Origin of the sequence: Paraburkholderia sp. A1RI_3L, from assembly GCF_048957895.1 — a bacterium.
Classification (GTDB): domain Bacteria; phylum Pseudomonadota; class Gammaproteobacteria; order Burkholderiales; family Burkholderiaceae; genus Paraburkholderia; species Paraburkholderia kururiensis.
In genome coordinates this window covers 231,346-250,230 of the sequence record NZ_JARCHA010000002.1, presented here as the reverse complement: position 1 = coordinate 250,230, position 18,885 = coordinate 231,346, and the positions used below count along the sequence as shown (strand labels likewise).

The window sequence follows — 18,885 nt, the reverse complement described above, 5'->3', positions numbered from 1 at the left end:
ACCTACATGAATTTTGCCCTGATTCTTTTTGTGCTCGTCATTCTGACGGGCGTTGCATGGGTGGCGGACAAACTGGTTTTCATGCCGCAGCGGCGGCGGGCGGCAGAGGCGGCGGTGGCGGAATTCGACCGCCAGCAGGCGCGCGTCGGCGAGCGCTTCGCAGACGAGAACGCGCCCGCCACGCGAGCCCGCCTGCGCGAAGAAAAGCTGCGCCAGCCGTGGTGGCTCGAGTATTCCGCGAGCTTCTTTCCTGTCATCCTCGTGGTGTTCATGGTGCGCTCGTTCGTGATCGAGCCGTTCAAGATTCCGTCGGGATCGATGGTGCCCACGCTGCTGGTTGGCGACTTCATCCTCGTCAACAAATTCGACTACGGCATTCGCCTGCCCATCGTGAATACGAAGATCACGCAGGGCCGTCCGCTCGAACGCGGCGACGTGGTGGTGTTCCGCTACCCGAAGGACGAGTCGGTGGACTACATCAAGCGCGTGATCGGCTTGCCTGGCGACGTGGTCGCGTACGAAGACAAGAAGCTCACCATCAACGGCAAGCCGGTTCCCGAAACGCCGCTGCCCGACTACTTCGACGAGGAGCGCATCGGCTACGCGAAGCAGTTCGAAGAAGATCTCAACGGACGCAAGAACGCGATCCTCAATAATCCGGCCGTACCGCCCTTCGTGGTGGGTGCGGAAGATTACCCGTACCGTGAGAACTGTCAGTACAACGATCGCGGCGTCGTATGCAAGGTGCCGGCGGGGCACTACTTCATGATGGGCGACAATCGCGACAACAGCGCCGACAGCCGCTACTGGGGCTTCGTTCCGGACAAGAACCTGGTCGGCCGCGCCTTCTTCATCTGGATGAACTTCGGCAACCTGAAGCGCGTCGGCTCGTTCAACTGAGCACACATCGTCACGATGCGTTTCGCACGCGAGACGCATCGCATCGTGTTCGCACGGCACTTTAAGAACGTGCGATAACGCCGCTTCACCACGCTTTTTCGCCCGCTGCCCCGTGTGTTCGCCGGGGCAGGCCGGCGCGTTATACTCTGCCCATGCCCCTATCTCCGCTGGAAAGCCGCTTGCGCTATGAATTTCGTAATGCGGAATTATTGCGCCAGGCTTTAACCCACCGCAGTCACAGTGCCACGCATAATGAACGGCTCGAATTTCTGGGCGATTCCGTTCTGAATTGCGCGGTGGCTGCCCTTTTGTTCCAGCGTTTCAGCAAACTGGACGAAGGCGACCTGTCGCGTGTGCGGGCCAATCTCGTGAAGCAGCAGTCGCTGTATGAAATTGCTCAGGCCCTCAATATCTCGGAAAGCCTGCGGCTAGGGGAAGGCGAACTGCGAAGCGGTGGTTTCCGTCGCCCGTCCATTCTGGCGGATGCGCTGGAGGCGGTCTTCGGCGCGGTCTTTCTCGACGGTGGCTTCGATGCCGCCCAGACCGTCATCAAGCGCCTGTACGTGCCGATTCTCGACCATATCGATCCTCGTACGCTCGGCAAGGATTCGAAGACGCTGCTGCAGGAATACCTGCAAGGTCACAAGATCGCGCTGCCCACCTATACCGTGGTCGCCACGCATGGTGCGGCGCACAATCAGCAGTTTGAAGTGGAATGCACGGTTCCGAAGCTCGACGTGAAAGTGTCAGGCTCCGGCGCGAGCCGGCGCGCGGCTGAGCAGGCCGCGGCCAAGAAGGCGCTGGAAGAGGTAATGGCCGTGGCGCCTGCGCTCGCGACGAAACCGAAGCGCTCGAAGAATTCGCGTGCGGCCAAGGCGGAACAGGAAGTGGTGCCGGGGGTGACAGGTGTGCAGGCCGCGCTGGATCTGCGCGCACCGGAGCGCCGTCCGGATCGCGCGGCACGTGTCGCGGAAAAGACCGCGGCCACCGCCGAGCCGGCGGCCGAGCGTGCGCCTTCGGCGTCTCCTGTGGCGTCGGGCGCCGTGCCGCCTGCCGCGCCGCTGGCCGTGATTCGTGCCGCCCACGTCGGCTCGACGCAAGGCCAGGAGAGAACGCCCGAAAAGCCGGCTGAAAAAAGCACTGAGAAAGCCACAGAAAGAACGTCCGAGCGAGGCGCCGAAAAGCTCCAGGACAAGGCGCCCGAGAAGAGCGCCGAAAAAGCGCAATCGAAGGAAGAGCACAGCGCTGAGAAGGTCGAGTCAGCTTCTGCGGAACGCAGTCGCTCCGAGAAATCCGATCGTCCTGAATCGCGTGCCGACCGTTCTGCCGAAAAATCCGAATCTGCTGGTGCTGCGGCGACTACGTCGGGCACCCCGGCCATCAAGGCCGCCGCAGATCGCGCCGAAGCCACGGTCCATAGCATCGATCGCTCCGGCGAGCGTAATGACGCATCGTCCGGCGCGCGTCCGCTCGCGGAGAAGTCCGTTGCACTGCGTGCTCGCGATGCGTCGTCCGGCACGTCCGAAGACGCAGTCGTGGCCCCCGGCGCCGTACCCGTCCGCGCCGCGGACGCCGGCCACTGAAACAATGTCGCCAGCGTGCGCCGCACGTTGGTGAAATCCGCTGTCATCCGACCATGAATGCTCCTCTTTCCTCCTCGTCTTCCGGTTTTCGCTGCGGCATGGTCGCGATCGTCGGCCGCCCGAACGTCGGTAAATCGACGCTGATGAACGCGCTGGTCGGACAGAAGATCAGCATCACGTCGCGCAAGGCGCAGACCACGCGCCATCGCATCACGGGCATCAACACGATCGACGACGCGCAGTACATCTTCGTCGATACGCCCGGTTTCCAGACCCGCCACAGCTCCGCGCTCAACCGCTCGCTGAACCGCGCCGTTACGTCGACGCTGAGTTCGGTGGACGCCGTGCTGTTCGTCATCGAGGCAGGCCGCTTCGGCCCTGACGACCAGAAGGTGCTCGACCTGATTCCGCCTTCCGCGCCCACCTTGCTGATTGCCAACAAGCTCGATCGCGTCTCGGACAAGAACACGCTCTTTCCCTTCTTCCAGCAGATGAACGCGCTGCGGGAGTTCAAGGAAATCGTGCCGCTTTCCGCGAAGAATCCGGACGACATCAAGCGCCTGCTCGCCACGATCAAGCCGTATCTGCCCGAAGGCGAGCCCATCTATGGCGAAGACGATCTGACCGATCGCAGCGAGCGTTTTCTTGCCGCCGAAATTCTGCGCGAGAAAGTGTTCCGCTGGACCGGCGACGAGTTGCCGTACACGAGCACGGTGCTCATCGACAAGTTCGAAACCGAAGGGCGGCTGCGCCGCATCTTCGCGACCATTCTCGTCGAGCGCGACGGACACAAGGCGATGGTGATCGGCCAGAAGGGCGCCAAGCTTAAGCAGATCAGCACGGAAGCGCGCCTCGACATGGAAAAGCTGTTCGACGGCCCGGTCTACCTGGAGACCTTCGTCAAGGTGAAGAGCGGTTGGGCCGACAATGAAGCCGGGCTGCGGGCGTATGGGTACGAATGACGGATGGATGACGCTCGACCCGCGCGTCAATCCCGTCGACCCCATCGATCCCGACGAGGCCGAAGCCACTGAAACCGCCCCGCGTGCGCCGCGCGGCCGCAAGGCAAGCGCCGCCGTCAAGGCGGCGAGCGAGTTGGCGCACGACACGCATGAAGACGCGGGCAATGAAAGCAGCACCCGCGCCGCCTCGAGCCGCGTGAGCGGCGAACGAAGCCGACCCTCCACGCGCCGCGCACCCCGTGCGCCGTCGCCGCCCACCCCGCAGTATCGAATCGCCGAGCAGCCCGCCTTCGTGCTGCACAGCTATCCCTATCGCGAAACCAGCCTGATCATCGACGTGCTCTCGCGCGACCATGGCCGTCTCGCCCTTGTCGCCAAGGGCGCCAAGCGTCCGCATTCGGCGCTGCGCGGGGTGCTTCAGACGTTCCAGCCGCTCTCGCTCTCGTGGACCGGCAAAGGCGAGGTCCGCACGCTTACGACGGCCGAATGGGTGGGCGGCATGTTGCCGCTCGCGGGCGACGCGCTCCTGTGCGGCTTCTACGTGAACGAACTGCTCGTGAAGTTCTGCGCGCGCGAAGATCCGCACCCCCAGCTGTTTCATCACTACGTCGTCACGCTCACGCGCCTTGCGCACGACGAACCTGCCGTGCAGGTGCTGCGCTCCTTCGAGCGCGTGCTGCTGCGCGAGACCGGCTATGCGATGTCGCTCGACAAGACCGCGTCGCGCAAGCCCGTGCTGGCCGAGGGCCGCTACGTGTTCGACCCGGAGCGCGGCGTGCGCGAAGCGTCCGACGACCTGCCCGCGCAATGGCCCATCATTGCGGGCCAGACATTGCTCGATATGGAAGAGGACGATTACCATCGTCCGCAGACCGTCGCGCAAAGCAAGACGCTGATGCGTTTCCTGCTCAATACCTACCTTGGCGGCGCGCCGCTGGCCACTCGTCAGATCCTGATCGACCTGCAAAACCTATGAGCTTCTTTCTCACCTCGCCGAACGTCATCGAGCTGGGCGTCAACATCGACCACGTCGCCACGCTGCGCAATGCGCGCGGCACGTCGTATCCCGATCCGATCCGCGCCGCGCTCGCGGCTGAAGAGGCGGGCGCCGACGCCATCACGTTGCACCTGCGCGAGGACCGCCGCCACATCGTGGACGCCGACGTGCGCGCACTGCGCCCGCAGCTGAAGACGCGCATGAACCTCGAATGCGCCGTCACGGCGGAAATGCTCGACATCGCGTGCGACGTGAAGCCGCACGACGCCTGTCTCGTCCCCGAGAAGCGCCAGGAGCTGACGACCGAAGGCGGCCTCGACGTCGCGGGTCAGTTCGAGGCGGTGCGCGCCGCGTGCCGCCAGCTTGCGGACGTGGGCATTCGCGTGTCGCTCTTCATCGACGCCGACGAGACGCAGATCCGCGCCGCTCACGAAGCCGGTGCGCCGGTGATCGAACTGCACACCGGCCGTTATGCCGAAGCGCACGATGCCGGCGAGCAGCAGCGCGAATACGAGCGCGTCGTGCGCGGCGTCGAGTTCGGTATGGGCCTGGGTCTCAAGGTCAACGCCGGACACGGCCTGCACTACACCAATGTGCAGCAGATCGCCGCGATCGACGGCATTGCCGAACTCAACATCGGTCACGCGATCGTGGCGCACGCGGTTTTCGCCGGCTGGGAGAACGCCGTGCGCGAGATGAAGGCGATCATGGTCGCCGCGCGGCTCGGTGCGCGCGGCTGATCCGCCGCGATCTTCGCAACCTTCGCGATTGGCCATCCCATCCCTGGCGCAGACGACACACAAACAACTTCCATGGCGATCTACGGCATCGGCACAGACATCGTTCAGGTGAGCCGCGTCGAGGTGGTGATGACGCGCACCAATGGGCGCTTCGCGGAGAAGGTGCTCGGGCCCGACGAACTGCGCGTCTACCACGCGCGCAATGCGCGCTCGCAGGTGCGCGGGCTCGCGTTTCTCGCCACGCGGTTTTCGGCCAAAGAAGCGTTCTCGAAGGCGATCGGTCTCGGCATGCACTGGCCCATGACATGGCGCGCGATGCAGACGCTCAATGAGCCGAGCGGCAAGCCCGTCGTGGTGACGTCAGGCGAACTCGCCGAGTGGCTCGCCGCGCGCCGCATCACCGCGCGCGTGACCATCAGCGACGAGCACGACTACGCCGTGTCGTTCGTGATCGCCGAGGTCGATGGCAGCAGCGACGGCAGCATTGAGACCCGCTCCGGCCCGGCCGCATGATTCCTGAATGCGCGGCACGCTCCGCGCTCTTTCCACCACTTTTCCCGATCCGATGAAAACCAGACCCCGCCCGGTGATGCTCGACGTCGCCGGCAAGACGCTGACCGACGCCGACCTGCGCCGCCTCGCCCATCCGATGACGGGCGGCGTGATTCTCTTCGCGCGTCACTTCGAAAGCCGCGCCCAGCTCGTCGCGTTGACTGACGCGATCCGCAACGTGCGCGAGGACATCCTGATCGCCGTGGACCACGAGGGCGGACGCGTGCAGCGCTTTCGCACCGACGGCTTCACGGTGCTCCCCGCCATGGGCCGGCTCGGCGAGCTATGGGACAAGGACGTGCTGCATGCGACGAAGGTTGCGACGGCAGTCGGCTACATCCTCGCCTCGGAGCTGCGCGCGTGCGGCATCGACATGAGCTTCACGCCGGTGCTCGATCTCGACTACGGCCACTCGAAGGTGATCGGCGACCGCGCGTTCCATCGCGATCCGCGCGTCGTCGCGCTGCTCGCCAAGAGCCTCAATCACGGTCTCGCGCTCGCCGGCATGGCGAACTGCGGCAAGCATTTTCCGGGACACGGCTTCGCCGTGGCGGATTCGCATGTGGCGGTGCCCGTCGACGATCGACCCCTCGACGCTATCCTTGCCGAGGACGTGAAGCCTTACGACTGGCTGGGTCTCGCGCTGCAATCCGTGATCCCCGCGCACGTCATCTATCCGCAGGTGGACGACAAACCCGCCGGCTTCTCGCGCGTGTGGCTGCAGGACATCCTGCGCGGCAAGCTGGGCTTCACCGGCGCCATCTTCAGCGACGATCTTTCGATGGAAGCCGCGCGCCAGGGCGGCACGCTGACCGAGGCGGCCACCGCCGCGCTCGGCGCGGGCTGCGACATGGTGCTGATCTGCAATCAGCCGGAGGAGGCGGGCAAGGTATTGGATGCGCTGGCGTTTGAGCCGTCGAAGGCGTCCCGGCAGCGCATCAAGGCGATGCGCCCGCGCGGCAAGGCGCTGGAATGGAACAGGCTCGCGAGCCAGCCTGCCTATCAGCGCGCGCAGGCGCTGCTGCGCAGCGCCCTGGGCTGAGTTCCGGGCTCTAGTTTGTCCCTCAATTGAGCCGCATGCGCTGCAGCTTGTTGTAGAGCGTCTTGGGACTGATTCCGAGCAGCGATGCGGCGCGATGTCGCGTTCCGCCCACCGCGTCCAGCGTTGCGCGAATCAGCATTTCTTCGACATCCGCGAGCGGCGTGCCGACCGTCACCTGGACACGGCCACCGTTGATGTCGCGCATGCCGCCGCTGCCGGTCTCGTCTGCGCGCAACGTCTCCAGCACTTCGCCCGACGCGTGATACGCCCGCCGCACGCGCTCCTGCAGTTCGCGCACGTTGCCGGGCCACTCGTACGAGAGACACTCGCGGACGAATTCGGGCGAGATCAGCCGCGTGGTGCCCGTGAGGCCTCGCGCGTGCGTTTCCTGGTTCAGTTCGTCGACGAATGCCTGCGCGAAAAGTGCGGCGTCGTCTTCGCGTTCGCGCAGCGGCGGGAGCGCGAGCGCTGCGGCATCGAGGCGCAGCCACAGGTCTTCGTGCAGCCGGCCTTCGGTCACCGCATTGCGCGGCACCGTGCGGGTGGCTGCCACGAGCCGGAAATCGGTCCCCACCTTGCTCGTGCCGCCTACGCGCATGAAGGTCTGCGAATCGAGCGCGTGCAGCAGCGCTTCCTGTTGCGCGCGCGGCAGGTCGGCGAGTTCGTCGATGAACAGCGTGCCGCCGCTTGCCTGATCGACGAGTCCGGGTTCGCGTTGCTCGGCGCCGCTAAACGCGCCGCGCTCGTGCCCGAAGAGCAGGCTCTCGAGCAGGCGTCCCTCTTCTTGGGCGGCCGCCTTGCGGGTGTCGAACACCACGAACGGCCCTTTGCGGCGGCGGCTCATCTCGTGCAGCGTGCGTGCTGCGATCTCCTTGCCGGTACCCGCTTCGCCACTGATGAGCACGGCGGCCTCGGTAGGGGCAATTTGCTCGATGGCGTCGTAGACGTGCTGGATGGCCGTGCTGTGCCCGATCATGCGGCCGAAGCGGCCCATCTGCCGCAGCGTGGCGCGCAGCGTGCGCACTTCCTCCGTCAGTTCATAAGGACGCGGAATACGCGCGAGCAGGCTGCGCAGACGCGGAATGTTGACGGGCTTGAGCAGATAGTCCCAGATGCCATGCCGCAAGCCTTCGATGGCGCTTTCCACTGTCGCGTTGCCGGTCATCACGATCACGGGCAACGCGCCGCCGGGCGGTTGCGCAGGCAGGTGCTGGAGCAGGTCGAGACCACTGCCGTCGGGCAGATTCAGGTCGACGAGCACGACGTCGGGGATGAACCGCGCGAGCGCGCTGCGTGCCTCGGCAAGCGTGGCCGCGGTATCCACAGAAAAACCGTCTGCCGCGAGGATGGCAGAGAGGCCGGACAGGCTGTTGGGATCGTCTTCGACAATCAGGGCGTGTGGCATGGCGGAGCGCAAGTTGCAGATATTGGGATGCGTAGGGCGACGTCGCGTTGCTGCCGCTCTGACGTGAGCCGGCGGCGGTCGCGATTCGACGCGTTCGTTGTCTTTGTCATTCGGTCCTTGTCGAAAACGCCTGCGGGCGCCGCGCGGCTCTTGCATGCCGCGTCCTGCGGAGTGCCTCCGGACCAACCTCACGGGGCTGGTGCCTGTTTCCGGGCGCCTCGAGCGTTACGGTGTTACGGTCGCCAGTCTTCGTCTGTGTCGAAAAACTGGCGCACTTCGCGCGGCGCTCCTTCGCGGATCTTTGCCCGTGAAGCGCTTCTACTTGCCTGCTGTGACGTCGTTGTTTATGGCACGTCTCCTGAACCTCGAGAATGGGGATGCGGCTCCCCAAAGACTCGCGTCGTTTAAAGCAGGGAACGTGCCATCCTGTGACGTCTGGATCAAGCCCCGTGCTGCGCGGCACCGCGACGGTCTGTGTGCCGGAGAGGGCGCGGAATGACGTGCAAAAGCGGTAAAGTTTTCCCAAACATACACGGTCGACGGAAAAAGAAAAAGCGCCCAAAAGGGCGCTTTATTCCCTGGGGGCGCTTTATTTCGTCGCGGCCGCAGACTGTGCCGCGGCGCTTTCCTGCAGCGAGTAAGTCGTGTGCGCCGAGTGGGGCTTGCCTCAGGCGCGGCTGCGGTACTCGTTCGTACGCGTGTCGATTTCGATCTTGTCGCCGATGTTGCAGAAGAGCGGCACTTGCAGTTCGAAGCCCGTGTTCAGCTTCGCGGTCTTCAGCACCTTGCCCGAGGACGTGTCGCCCTTGACTGCCGGCTCCGTATAGACGATCTCGCGCACGAGCGTGGTGGGCAGTTCGACCGAGATGGCCTTGTCGTTGTAGAACACGACTTCGCACGCCATGCCGTCCTGGAGGTAGTTGAGCGCGTCGCCCATCATCTCGGCTTCTACTTCGTACTGGTTGTAGTCGGCGTCCATGAACACGTACATCGGGTCGGCGAAGTACGAGTACGTCACTTCCTTGCGATCCAGCACGACGACGTCGAACTTGTCGTCGGCTTTGTACACCGATTCCATGCCTGCGCCCGTCAGCAGGTTCTTGAATTTCATCTTCACGACGGCGGCGTTGCGGCCCGACTTGTTGTATTCGGCCTTCTGCACGACCATCGCGTCGCTACCGATCATCACGACGTTGCCGGTGCGGAGTTCCTGTGCAATCTTCATAAAACTGTCCTGTCCAAAAATTTAAATCGCTTCGAATATTTTCTACGGCATACGACCCTGGGCGGGTTCGCGCTGCATGCTGCGCCTACCCGGGGATGCGCGTTCACGGGTAACCGCTTATTTTAGCTGACTTTTTGCAAATCCGGCCAGATTCGCGGCGAGGTCGCCCACCCGCGCAAGCTCGCTCGCCCATTCCACCGCACGGGCCGCGAATTGCACGCGGTGGCGTTCGAAATCGGCCCAGTCGGGCACGCCGTTGCCGTTCCACGCATGCCAGAACCGCGCGAGCGACGCGCGTGCCGCGCCGGGCAGCGTGCGGGTGTAGTGGGCGAGGGCGGCGTCGAGCTTGGGCAGATGAGCGTCGTCGGCTTGCGGGTAGATGTGCCAGACGAACGGACGCGCCGCCCACTGCGCGCGCACGAACGAGTCCTCGCCGCGCACGAAGTTGATGTCGCTGGCCCATAGCAGGTTGTCGTAGCCGTTTTGGTCAGTGAACGCGAGGCCATATGCCGTGAGCGCCCCCATGCTTGCATGCGTTTGCGCGCCAAACGACCCGACCCCGAAAAAGCGGGCCACGGCCCCGGAGATCCGGCCTTCGGGGACGAGCAGCACGATGGGTGCCGCGCTGTCGCGCCACTGGGCGAGCAAAGCGTCCACGGCGGGGTTTTCGTAGGCGAAGAGAGAGACCACGGTAGTGCCTTCGGCCGGCGGCGGGCCGCCGGTCGCGCGTTGCCACCAGTCGGCGCGCGCCTGTGCGGAGGCTTCGAACGCCGCGCGCCGGGCGTCGAGATCATGTTCTTTCAGCACGCCGCCCGTGCCGGCGCCGAGCCCCGGAAAGAAAAACGTCTTCGTGAGCGCATAGCGCGGGTGTGGCGATGGCCGCAGATGAAACTCCGCCACCCAGTCTTCCGCGCTCAGATATTCGAGATTGAGCCACACGGGCTTGCGTTCGCGCCGCGCCATAGCCGCGACGTACACGGGCGGCAGTTCGCAGGCGAACGCCTCGATCACCACGTCGGCGATCTCGAGCACGTCGCCCGCGTGCGTGGGCGTGTGCCAGTGCTCCACGGCAATGCCGTCTACCGTTTGCCGTGACTTGTCGAGATCCAGTGCCGGACAGAGTTTCTGGAACGCATGCAGGTCGTCCACGAACACGCGCACCTGCCAGCCGTGCTCGTGCGCGAGCTGGCGCGCGAGCCGCCAGCTGACGCCGATGTCGCCGAAGTTGTCGATGACGGCGCAGAAGATGTCGCAGGCGATGGCTGTCGCTGTACCGGAGGGATGCATGCCGGGACGGGAAGAGAAGGACGAAGCAGGCATGGCGTCGGCGTGCACATTGCGCAGCGTGGCGCGGCGCCTCGAGCGCTTGCCCGCGCCGCGATTCGGACGCGCGTGGAATGTTCTAAACTGGCGATTCTAAAGCACATCAGCCATCGAGGTGGCCCGCGTGCAAGCGCGGCGTCGCCCGTTTCTGCATGACCGAATCCGAAGACTTCGAACCGAAAAAAGTACTGGCGCAGCTGCCGCATCTGCCCGGGGTCTACCGTTATTACGACACCGCCGGCGCCGTGCTGTACGTAGGCAAGGCGCGCGACCTGAAGAAGCGCGTGTCGAGCTACTTCACGAAGACGCTGCTGTCGCCGCGCATCGCGATGATGGTGACGCGCATCGCGCGCGTCGAAACCACGGTGACGCGTTCCGAGGCCGAAGCGCTGCTGCTCGAAAACAATCTGATCAAGGCGCTCGCGCCGCGCTACAACATCCTGTTTCGCGACGACAAGTCGTATCCGTACCTCAAGCTCACGGGCCACGCGTATCCGCGCATGGCGTACTACCGCGGCGCTGTCGATCGCAAGAACCAGTACTTCGGGCCGTTCCCGAGCGCATGGGCGGTGCGCGAGAGCATCCAGATCCTGCAGCGCGTCTTCCAGCTGCGCACCTGCGAAGACTCGGTGTTCAACAACCGCACGCGACCGTGCCTGCTGCATCAGATCGAGCGCTGCTCCGCGCCTTGCGTGGGCGCGATCAGCGAAGAGGATTACGCGCGCGACGTGCAGAACGCCTCGCGCTTCCTGCTCGGGCGGCAGACCGAGGTGATGAAGGAACTCGAGCAGAAGATGCACGCCTTCGCGGCCGAGCTGAAGTTCGAGCAGGCCGCGGCGGTGCGCAACCAGATGAGTTCGCTCTCGACGGTGCTGCATCAGCAGGCCATCGAGACCGGCGGTGACAGCGACGTCGACATCCTCGCCGTGGTCGCGCAAGGCGGCCGCGTTTGCGTGAATCTGGCGATGGTGCGCGGCGGCCGGCATCTGGGCGACAAGGCGTATTTTCCCGCGCACGTGGAAAGCGCGCTCACGGCAGACGAAGGCGGCGTGGGCGACGAGTCCGAAGTGGTCGCGGATGGGCAAGACAGGGGGGAGCGCGCGGAGGGCGAGGCCGATGCCCGCGCCGTGATCCTGCGCCAGAACGACGATGAGGCCGCGGCAGACGCGAGCGCCGCTGAAGCCGATGCCGCCGGGAAGGGGGCCCACAGCGAAGCCGGCGCCCCGAATTTCGCCGACGACCCCCTCGCGCTCGCCGAAGCCCTTGCGCCGGAGAGCGACGACGAAGAAGGGGCCGACGCCGCGAGAACAGGCCGCAGCGTCGCGATCGAATCGGAAGTGCTCGATGCCTTCATTGCGCAGCATTACCTCGGCAATCGCGTGCCGCCGGTGCTGGTCGTGAGCCATCCGCCCGCCAACAGCGAACTCGTCAACCTGCTCATGGAGCAGTCAGGTCACAAGGTGACCGTGCTGCGTCAGCCGCAGGGCCAGAAGCGCGCCTGGCTCACGATGGCCGAGCAGAACGCGCAGCTCGCGCTCGCGCGCCTGCTCTCCGAACAAGGCTCGCAGCAGGCGCGTACGCGCGCGCTTGCCGATACGCTGAGCCTCGAATTCGACGACCTCGCGCACCTGCGAATCGAATGCTTCGACATCAGCCACACCATGGGCGAAGCCACGCAGGCATCGTGCGTGGTCTATCACCACCACAAGATGCAGTCGGGCGAATACCGGCGCTACAACATCACGGGCATTACGCCAGGCGACGACTATGCCGCCATGCGCCAGGTCCTGACGCGCCGCTACGAAAAGATGGTCGCGCAGGCCGCGCAGAATGCCGCCGACGAAGCCGGAACGCTGCAATCCGAAGAGGCCGCGAGCGCGGGTGGCGACGTGGCGGAGCCGGCTGCGGCGGGCGGGACGCTGCCGAACATCGTGCTGATCGACGGCGGTAAGGGGCAAGTCGAGATTGCGCGCCAGGTGTTCACTGAACTCGGGCTCGATCGCGGCATGCTGGTGGGCGTGGCGAAGGGCGAAGGCCGCAAGGTGGGTCTCGAAACGCTCGTCTTCGCGGACGGCCGCGCCCCGCTGGAACTCGGCAAGGAAAGCGCGGCGCTGATGCTGGTCGCGCAGATCCGCGACGAAGCGCACCGCTTCGCCATTACGGGCATGCGCGCCAAACGCAGCAAGACGCGGCAGACCTCGCGGCTCGAAGAACTCGAAGGCGTGGGGGCGAAGCGCCGGCAGCGGCTGCTCGCGCGGTTTGGCGGCCTTCGTGGCGTCATGGCGGCGAGCGTGGACGACCTCGCGAGCGTGGAGGGCATCTCGCGCTCGCTTGCGGAGCAGATCTATCAGCAGCTTCACTGAGGCGCCGCGGTGCTATCCAGCCGCCTTGCCGTTTCGTCGCGTCCTGCGCTGGGCCTTGCGGGCTCGCCGGGCTTTGCTTGTAGCGGGTGCGACGACACGGCACAATTGCAACTCCCTTGACAGATGGCGCCCGCCGATGCCGTTCAATTTCCCGATCTTTCTGACGTGGCTGCGGATCGTGCTGATTCCGCTGTTCGTCGGCGTGTTCTACCTGCCGGACATGATGATGAGCCCCGCGCATCGCAATCTGGCGGCAGCGGCCATTTTCATTCTGGCGGCGCTGACAGACTGGTTCGACGGCTATCTGGCGCGCAAATGGAATCAGACGTCGTCGTTCGGCGCGTTTCTCGACCCGGTGGCGGACAAGCTGATGGTAACGGCGGCGCTGCTCGTGCTCGTGCAGCTGTTGCGTCTCGACGCGGCCATTGCACTCGTGATCGTGGGTCGGGAAATCGCTATCTCGGCATTGCGCGAGTGGATGGCGCAGATCGGTGCGTCGAAGAGCGTGGCCGTGAATCAGCTCGGCAAGTTCAAGACCGCGTGCCAGATGGTCGCGATCCCGATGCTGCTGCTTTACGGGCCTGTGCCGCTGGGCGGCGGCTTCGTGCTCGACACGCGCGTGTGGGGCCTGTGGCTCATCTACGTGGCTGCCGTGTTGACCATCTGGTCGATGCTTTATTACATGAAGCTCGCGTGGCCGCAGATTCGCGAGCGCGGTGGGCGGGCCTGAACCGGCGAGGGACCGACCTTGCGTGATGCCGCCGCTTCAAAGAGGAAAAACTTGCGTGGGGCTTGACACGTTTCAGCGGCTTATACATAATCTCATCTCTCCGGTGCACGCGGTTCTGAACACCGGAGTTGCTTTAAGAAGGCGGCAAAAAGCAGCAAAACGCGGGAGTAGCTCAGTTGGTAGAGCGCAACCTTGCCAAGGTTGAGGTCGCGAGTTCGAGACTCGTCTCCCGCTCCAGATTTTCGATGCGGCGTTTTGCGGTTGTGTCGGTTCCGAAAGCGTTGCAAGCAGGACCATGCGGGAGTAGCTCAGTTGGTAGAGCGCAACCTTGCCAAGGTTGAGGTCGCGAGTTCGAGACTCGTCTCCCGCTCCAGATACACGGGGAAGCTGCGCTTCCCTTTTTGTTTGGCAGGCCGGAAGGCTGCCGCACAAATCTGCCGGGCCGTTTCAGGCGCACCCTGTTCGATCCGGGCCGGCAGTCCGCTTCTGGCGCGATAGCAAAGCGGTTATGCAGCGGCCTGCAAAGCCGTGTAGGCCGGTTCGACTCCGGCTCGCGCCTCCAGATAGAAAGCCCTGATCCGTCAGGGCTTTTCTTTTTTCTGATCGTTTCCATTGTTGGAAATACGCGCTCTGAAGTGGTAAAAAGCCCTCTGTAACCACTCAAGAATCACGCTCAACCACGCGACGATCGGCTCTTTGGCCGTCGTCGCGAATTGAGTCCACGGGGCTATGTCGACAAAGAGAAGACGTCCATCAGGGACGTGGGAATACATTATTCGCCGCAAGGGCGTTCTCCCAAAGCCACTTTCCCTCACCTCACATTCCAGACCGAAGAAGAGGGCGACGCGTACGTTGCCCGTTTAGAGCAACTGCTCGACGCTGGCATCCTTCCTGAAGAGCTCATCGCCCAAAAGGACCAGATAGTCACCATAGAGGATGACCTGCCCCCGGTTTTAGTCCGAACTGCAGTTAGAGTCCGAGGTTAAAAACTGCTGCCTGGCGTCGTACGCCCGGGCGAACTGCACGGGCGTCAGATAGTCGAGTGAACTATGAGGCCGCTCGGTGTTGTACTCGATACGCCATTCCTCAATCAGCCGCCTGGCGTGGCGCATTGAGACGAACCAGTGCTCGTTCAGGCATTCATCGCGGAACCGCCCGTTGAAGCTCTCGATATAGGCATTCTCCACCGGCTTGCCAGGCCGGATGAACGACAGCGTGACACCGGCTTCGTAGGCCCATGCATCCAGCGCCTTACCAGCGAACTCCGGCCCGTTGTCGACCGTGATGGATGCGGGTAAGCCTCGCATCTCCCTGAGCCGCTCGAGCACTTGCTGCACGCGTAGGCCCCGCAATGAAGTATCGACCTCGATGGCCAGGCACTCGCGTGTGTAGTCGTCGACCACGTTCAGGCATCGAAACCGCCGACCATAGGCCAGCCCGTCAGAAACGAAGTCCAGCGACCAGCTCTGATTCGGGCCTGTTGGTACCGGAAGCGGCGTGCGCTCGACAGCCGCAATACGCTTGCGTCGCCGCTTAGGCACACTCAGTCCCGCCTTGCTGTACAGGCGCCAGATGCGCTTGTGGTTGGCCAGGCAGCCATCCCGCTGCAACAGCACGTGAATCCGGCGATAGCCGTAACGGCGCTTCTGCGCAGCGATGGCCATCATCCGGCCAGTCAGCGCTTCGTCCTCAACCCGGCGGCGTGATTCGTAGTGAAACAGCGAGCGCGAAATCCCTACCAGCCCGCAGGCCCGGGTAACACCCATGGCGCGTTCGGTCATCAATATCCGGACCGCTTCGCGCCTGGCCTGCGGGCTTGCTACTTTCGGGCCAGCAGGTCCTTCAGCGCGGCGTTGTCGAGCATTGATTCGGCCAACAGGCGCTTGAGCTTGTTGTTCTCCTGCTCCAGTTCCTTCAGGCGCTGCGCTTCGGAGACCGTCATCCCGCCGAACTTCGCTTTCCAGTTGTAGTAGGTCGCTTCCGATATGCCGTACTTGCGGCACAGCTCCGCCGGCTTCAGGCCAGCCTCGGCTTCCTTCAAGATGCCGATGATTTGTTCTTCGGTGAATCGCTTTTTCATTGCCGTTCCTCTCTGGAACGGACTCTACACCGTCACCGTACTAAACGCGGGGAGCAGGTCATTTTCACCGTTTTTGAGCGAAGTCGCCAGACCGGCCAGATGCTTGCCGTGGTAGACACCGATCTCAGCGATATTGCCGCTCAGATTTTGTCGCGCCTGCAACTGTGCGAGCGCCGCCGACATATAGGCAGCGCTCGGCAACACCATGCCCTCGATCGTCGGATAGTCTCGCAGCCAGCGCACCAGATTAGATTCTGGATATACGCCGAAACGCTCGGCAATTTCACGGGCAGAAAGACGTGGTTCAGATTCGGGAAGGGCGCGACGGTAGACGCTCAATCGAAACTCGGTCGATCCGAGAATGCTGGAGATGAGCTGCTCTGGAAACTCGCACCGCGACATCCAATGGTCGATGACACTCTCGCTCTCCGGGGAGCGTCTCAGGATTATTCGGTACGCTGAAATCACGTCGTCTCTAGAAATCATCGCCGTAATGAAATGTAAGGATTGCGGTGGGCGACGATTATAGCGGACCTCTTGGAGCGGATAGTTCGCGTTTAGTGCGATTTCCCGTCTGGGCTAATCATTCTGGCTTTTAAAGGGATGCGAGTGGCCACCAGCGCTTGTCGCGGCGCTATGCGGGGAGCATAAAAGTTACTTTGACCGTGCTTCGCGGCACGGGAAAAGACAGGGCGACCGGGAAAATGTTCGCGCATGAACCCGGCCGCCTTTCCACTGAGTTGGCCAGTGAATCAGCCGAGGCCCTGCCACCTACAGCGTCAATAACACTCAATCTGGTGGGCCGTCGACGAGTCGCGAGCTGGTGATTACGAACTGGGAGCCCGGCACCCAGACAGGCGGACTCTTCTAGAGTCTTGACGCGAGAATGCCATTGTTCCACGACATGGTAAGATTGAGCCGGATCGTTGTAGACGGTTCAGTGAGCCTATCTCATAATGGCTGCCTCAAAATTGGGCGTAGTAAGTTAATCGGTAGAGACTACCGTGAAGATAAAAGAAGACCTCGTGCGCGACGCTCGGGGCATCCTGACAGACGCGGTGAACCCGCGGATTGACGTTACTGCGCGAAGGCAATCAGCCTTCGTGAACGTTGTTGCCGTGATCGTAGCGGTTGCCATCATCCTTGGCGCATGGGAAGCCATCCTTTCTCTCACATATCTGCCCCTAAGCTTCTCAACAACACGAACACTATCGCGGCTAATCGCTTCGGCGGTTAGCTAAAAGATGAGAATAATTCATGCAAACGGAATCTTCACGGGCTAAATCGCTGGCTGTTGCGATCGTATGCCTGCTTGTCCTGGCGATCGCTTACTACAAAATTTTTCACCTGTTTGCGCACTCATCCGACGAGGCGAACCCGTTGCTGTCGGCCTACGATATGGTTCACGGAAACTGGCTCTTGCGGGGGTGGGTTGAGCCGGTTAGCACGTTCTACGGCATAGACTTATTGCTGTTCGGCGCACAATCCATTGTGTTTGGAAAATCACCCACAATTCTTGTTATTACGCCCGCTCTTATCTGGGCAATGGTTGTTCTTCTGTCGTGCGCCGTGGTCGCCAAGTATTCAGCGAAGGAAACTCGCTTCTTCCACGCGCTGTGTGCCTTCGTGATACTTGGTCTGCCCCAGGTATTTAACGGGCCGGTGGCGGCGTTGATCACCGTTGCCCCGATCCATATCGGATCGATCGTCTACGCGCTGATCGCGTTCGTACTGGCTCAACGCTTCCTCGTCTCAAGGCGTATCGAACGTCTTGCAGCGTGTTCTTATTTTCTCCTCGTCGCCTTAATGACGCTCGGCGACCCGTTCTCCCCGTATTTCTGTGCGGCGCCTGTGTTGCTCACCTGCCTGTCGGCTCGTCGCATGGACTGGCGTCGCCGTGGCGCCCTAGGTGCGCTGACCAGCGGTGCGGTGATCGCAGGGAAGGTTGGCCTAGTCCTGATCGGTCATGCTGGCGGTTTCAGTATCATCCCGATGCCGGCTGGATTCGTCATGTTCGACCTAGTGGGGAAGAACGTTTCATTGGTCGTGCAGGGCATTCTTGGGTTGTTCGGGGCAGATTTCTTCGGGAAGCCTGTGAGCCCGGTGCTAGATATAGTTCCGTTCCTCGCCAGTGGCCCCCTGCCGGCGCTAATCCGCTTACCGATTGTGCTGCTCTTGTGCTTTGTCGTTTCGAAACTTGCGAGGCCGATCATGCGCTCAGTACTCGGCGCTGAGCCGACTGATCAGCAGCCGATCACACAGGCACTATTCTGGGCAATCTTGTTAGTTATCGCGGCGAATCTCTTCAGCACGCTGCCTATCAATTTGGCGACGTCCCGATACTTGCTGCCCGTATACGTCTTTGGAGCGATCCTGGTGTCGATGTCGTTACCACGCGTGAGAATGGATCAAGGTGCTGTCGGCGTCATTGCGGCCAGCTCGGTGGTGTCCATAGTCTGTGGATTCGTGAATTCGACCGACCAACACCGTTTCGCTAACGGCGAGCAACAGCAGCTCGCTGCATGGCTGACGGCACACGATCTAAAGGATGGGTATGGCCCATATTGGAGCGCCGGAATCGTGACTGTGTTGACTCACGGTCAGACTACAGTCAATGCGCTCGCTCCTGGGCCGAACGGCAAGTTAACGCCTCTCGTTTGGATATCCAGCACGCCGGAAAAGCCACTTATGTCGAATCCAGGGCGCAAATTCGTTGTGGTTGAAAACCGGCAGATCGAACCGAAATTTAGCCAAGAACAGGTGGTCGCCACGTTTGGCGAGCCCAGCGAGATTCATCAAGTTGGCCCGTACACCGTTGATGTTTTCGATAACAACAAGGCGACGACGCGGCCCAGCGCCGACGATAAGCGTACGTGACGCCGTAGGGCTTGGGGCCGTTAACCTAGTGGCCTGCACTGGCAATGCGGTAATCGCTCTCTTCTTTTGAAAAAAGCCATTCAGTGGGCGAATCGTTCTCGTCACC

15 protein-coding genes and 3 tRNA genes are annotated in these 18,885 nt (G+C 62.9%); 13 read left to right on the top strand and 5 right to left on the bottom strand.

Annotation, left to right across the window (positions count from 1 at the left end):
• The first annotated feature begins 6 nt into the window (after positions 1-6).
• From lepB to nagZ, 7 genes are all read left to right on the top strand, one after another.
• On the top strand, positions 7-900 hold the full coding sequence (gene lepB, locus PXJ20_RS07205) for a signal peptidase I (RefSeq protein WP_017774678.1): 894 nt from the start codon (positions 7-9) through the stop codon (positions 898-900).
• 152 nt (positions 901-1,052) lie between these two features.
• Positions 1,053-2,483 carry a ribonuclease III gene (gene rnc / locus PXJ20_RS07200; RefSeq protein WP_421029656.1) on the top strand — a complete coding sequence of 477 codons (1,431 nt, stop codon included), beginning with the start codon at positions 1,053-1,055 and terminating at the stop codon, positions 2,481-2,483.
• A 98-nt stretch (positions 2,484-2,581) separates the two neighbouring features.
• Complete coding sequence (gene era / locus PXJ20_RS07195) at positions 2,582-3,445, top strand: GTPase Era (RefSeq protein ID WP_017774680.1); 864 nt, start codon at positions 2,582-2,584, stop codon at positions 3,443-3,445.
• Positions 3,432-4,421 carry a DNA repair protein RecO gene (recO, locus tag PXJ20_RS07190; protein WP_421029655.1) on the top strand — a complete coding sequence of 330 codons (990 nt, stop codon included), beginning with the start codon at positions 3,432-3,434 and terminating at the stop codon, positions 4,419-4,421. The genes era and recO overlap by 14 nt, the downstream gene beginning before the upstream one ends.
• Positions 4,418-5,182, top strand: coding sequence for a pyridoxine 5'-phosphate synthase (pdxJ, locus tag PXJ20_RS07185; RefSeq protein WP_421029654.1), 765 nt, complete (start codon positions 4,418-4,420; stop codon positions 5,180-5,182). Before recO ends, pdxJ begins: the two co-directional genes overlap by 4 nt.
• 72 nt (positions 5,183-5,254) lie before the next feature.
• On the top strand, positions 5,255-5,695 hold the full coding sequence (gene acpS, locus PXJ20_RS07180; RefSeq protein WP_421029653.1) for a holo-ACP synthase: 441 nt from the start codon (positions 5,255-5,257) through the stop codon (positions 5,693-5,695).
• 52 nt (positions 5,696-5,747) lie between these two features.
• Positions 5,748-6,776, top strand: coding sequence for a beta-N-acetylhexosaminidase (gene nagZ / locus PXJ20_RS07175; protein WP_421029652.1), 1,029 nt, complete (start codon positions 5,748-5,750; stop codon positions 6,774-6,776).
• Positions 6,777-6,798: 22 nt separating this feature from the next.
• On the opposite strand, the gene PXJ20_RS07170 is transcribed toward nagZ, so the two are convergent.
• From PXJ20_RS07170 to earP, 3 genes are all read right to left on the bottom strand, one after another.
• Positions 6,799-8,181: a sigma-54-dependent transcriptional regulator gene (locus PXJ20_RS07170; protein ID WP_421029651.1), complete on the bottom strand. Its 1,383-nt coding sequence runs from the start codon at positions 8,179-8,181 to the stop codon at positions 6,799-6,801.
• 667 nt (positions 8,182-8,848) lie between these two features.
• Entirely contained in the window at positions 8,849-9,406 is a 558-nt protein-coding gene (efp, locus tag PXJ20_RS07165) for an elongation factor P (RefSeq protein WP_017774686.1), read from the bottom strand.
• A gap of 117 nt (positions 9,407-9,523) precedes the next feature.
• Positions 9,524-10,726 carry an elongation factor P maturation arginine rhamnosyltransferase EarP gene (gene earP, locus PXJ20_RS07160; RefSeq protein ID WP_421029650.1) on the bottom strand — a complete coding sequence of 401 codons (1,203 nt, stop codon included), beginning with the start codon at positions 10,724-10,726 and terminating at the stop codon, positions 9,524-9,526.
• Between the two features lie 155 nt (positions 10,727-10,881).
• Here earP and uvrC point away from each other — a divergent pair, with 155 nt between their 5' ends.
• The 5 genes from uvrC to PXJ20_RS07135 all read left to right on the top strand — a co-directional run bounded on the left by uvrC (position 10,882) and on the right by PXJ20_RS07135 (position 14,384).
• Positions 10,882-13,092, top strand: a complete 2,211-nt coding sequence (gene uvrC / locus PXJ20_RS07155; RefSeq protein WP_421029649.1) for an excinuclease ABC subunit UvrC — start codon at positions 10,882-10,884, stop codon at positions 13,090-13,092.
• A 136-nt stretch (positions 13,093-13,228) separates the two neighbouring features.
• Positions 13,229-13,822, top strand: coding sequence for a CDP-diacylglycerol--glycerol-3-phosphate 3-phosphatidyltransferase (gene pgsA / locus PXJ20_RS07150; protein WP_017774689.1), 594 nt, complete (start codon positions 13,229-13,231; stop codon positions 13,820-13,822).
• 161 nt (positions 13,823-13,983) lie between these two features.
• Positions 13,984-14,059 (top strand) — tRNA-Gly (locus PXJ20_RS07145).
• Positions 14,060-14,119: 60 nt separating this feature from the next.
• A tRNA-Gly gene (locus PXJ20_RS07140) sits at positions 14,120-14,195 on the top strand.
• A 115-nt stretch (positions 14,196-14,310) separates the two neighbouring features.
• Positions 14,311-14,384: transfer RNA gene (locus PXJ20_RS07135), tRNA-Cys, on the top strand.
• Positions 14,385-14,775: 391 nt separating this feature from the next.
• On the opposite strand, the gene PXJ20_RS07130 is transcribed toward PXJ20_RS07135, so the two are convergent.
• Together PXJ20_RS07130 and PXJ20_RS07125 are read right to left on the bottom strand one after the other, a co-directional pair.
• Positions 14,776-15,902, bottom strand: a protein-coding gene (locus PXJ20_RS07130) for an IS3 family transposase (protein WP_421029648.1) whose coding sequence is annotated in 2 segments (ribosomal slippage) — positions 14,776-15,662 and positions 15,662-15,902 — 1,128 coding nt in all. Because the reading frame shifts where the segments join, the coding sequence is not laid out codon by codon here.
• Between the two features lie 24 nt (positions 15,903-15,926).
• Complete coding sequence (locus PXJ20_RS07125; RefSeq protein WP_421029647.1) at positions 15,927-16,241, bottom strand: hypothetical protein; 315 nt, start codon at positions 16,239-16,241, stop codon at positions 15,927-15,929.
• A 918-nt stretch (positions 16,242-17,159) separates the two neighbouring features.
• Here PXJ20_RS07125 and PXJ20_RS07120 point away from each other — a divergent pair.
• Positions 17,160-18,779: a hypothetical protein gene (locus tag PXJ20_RS07120; RefSeq protein ID WP_421029646.1), complete on the top strand. Its 1,620-nt coding sequence runs from the start codon at positions 17,160-17,162 to the stop codon at positions 18,777-18,779.
• Positions 18,780-18,885: the final 106 nt, after the last annotated feature.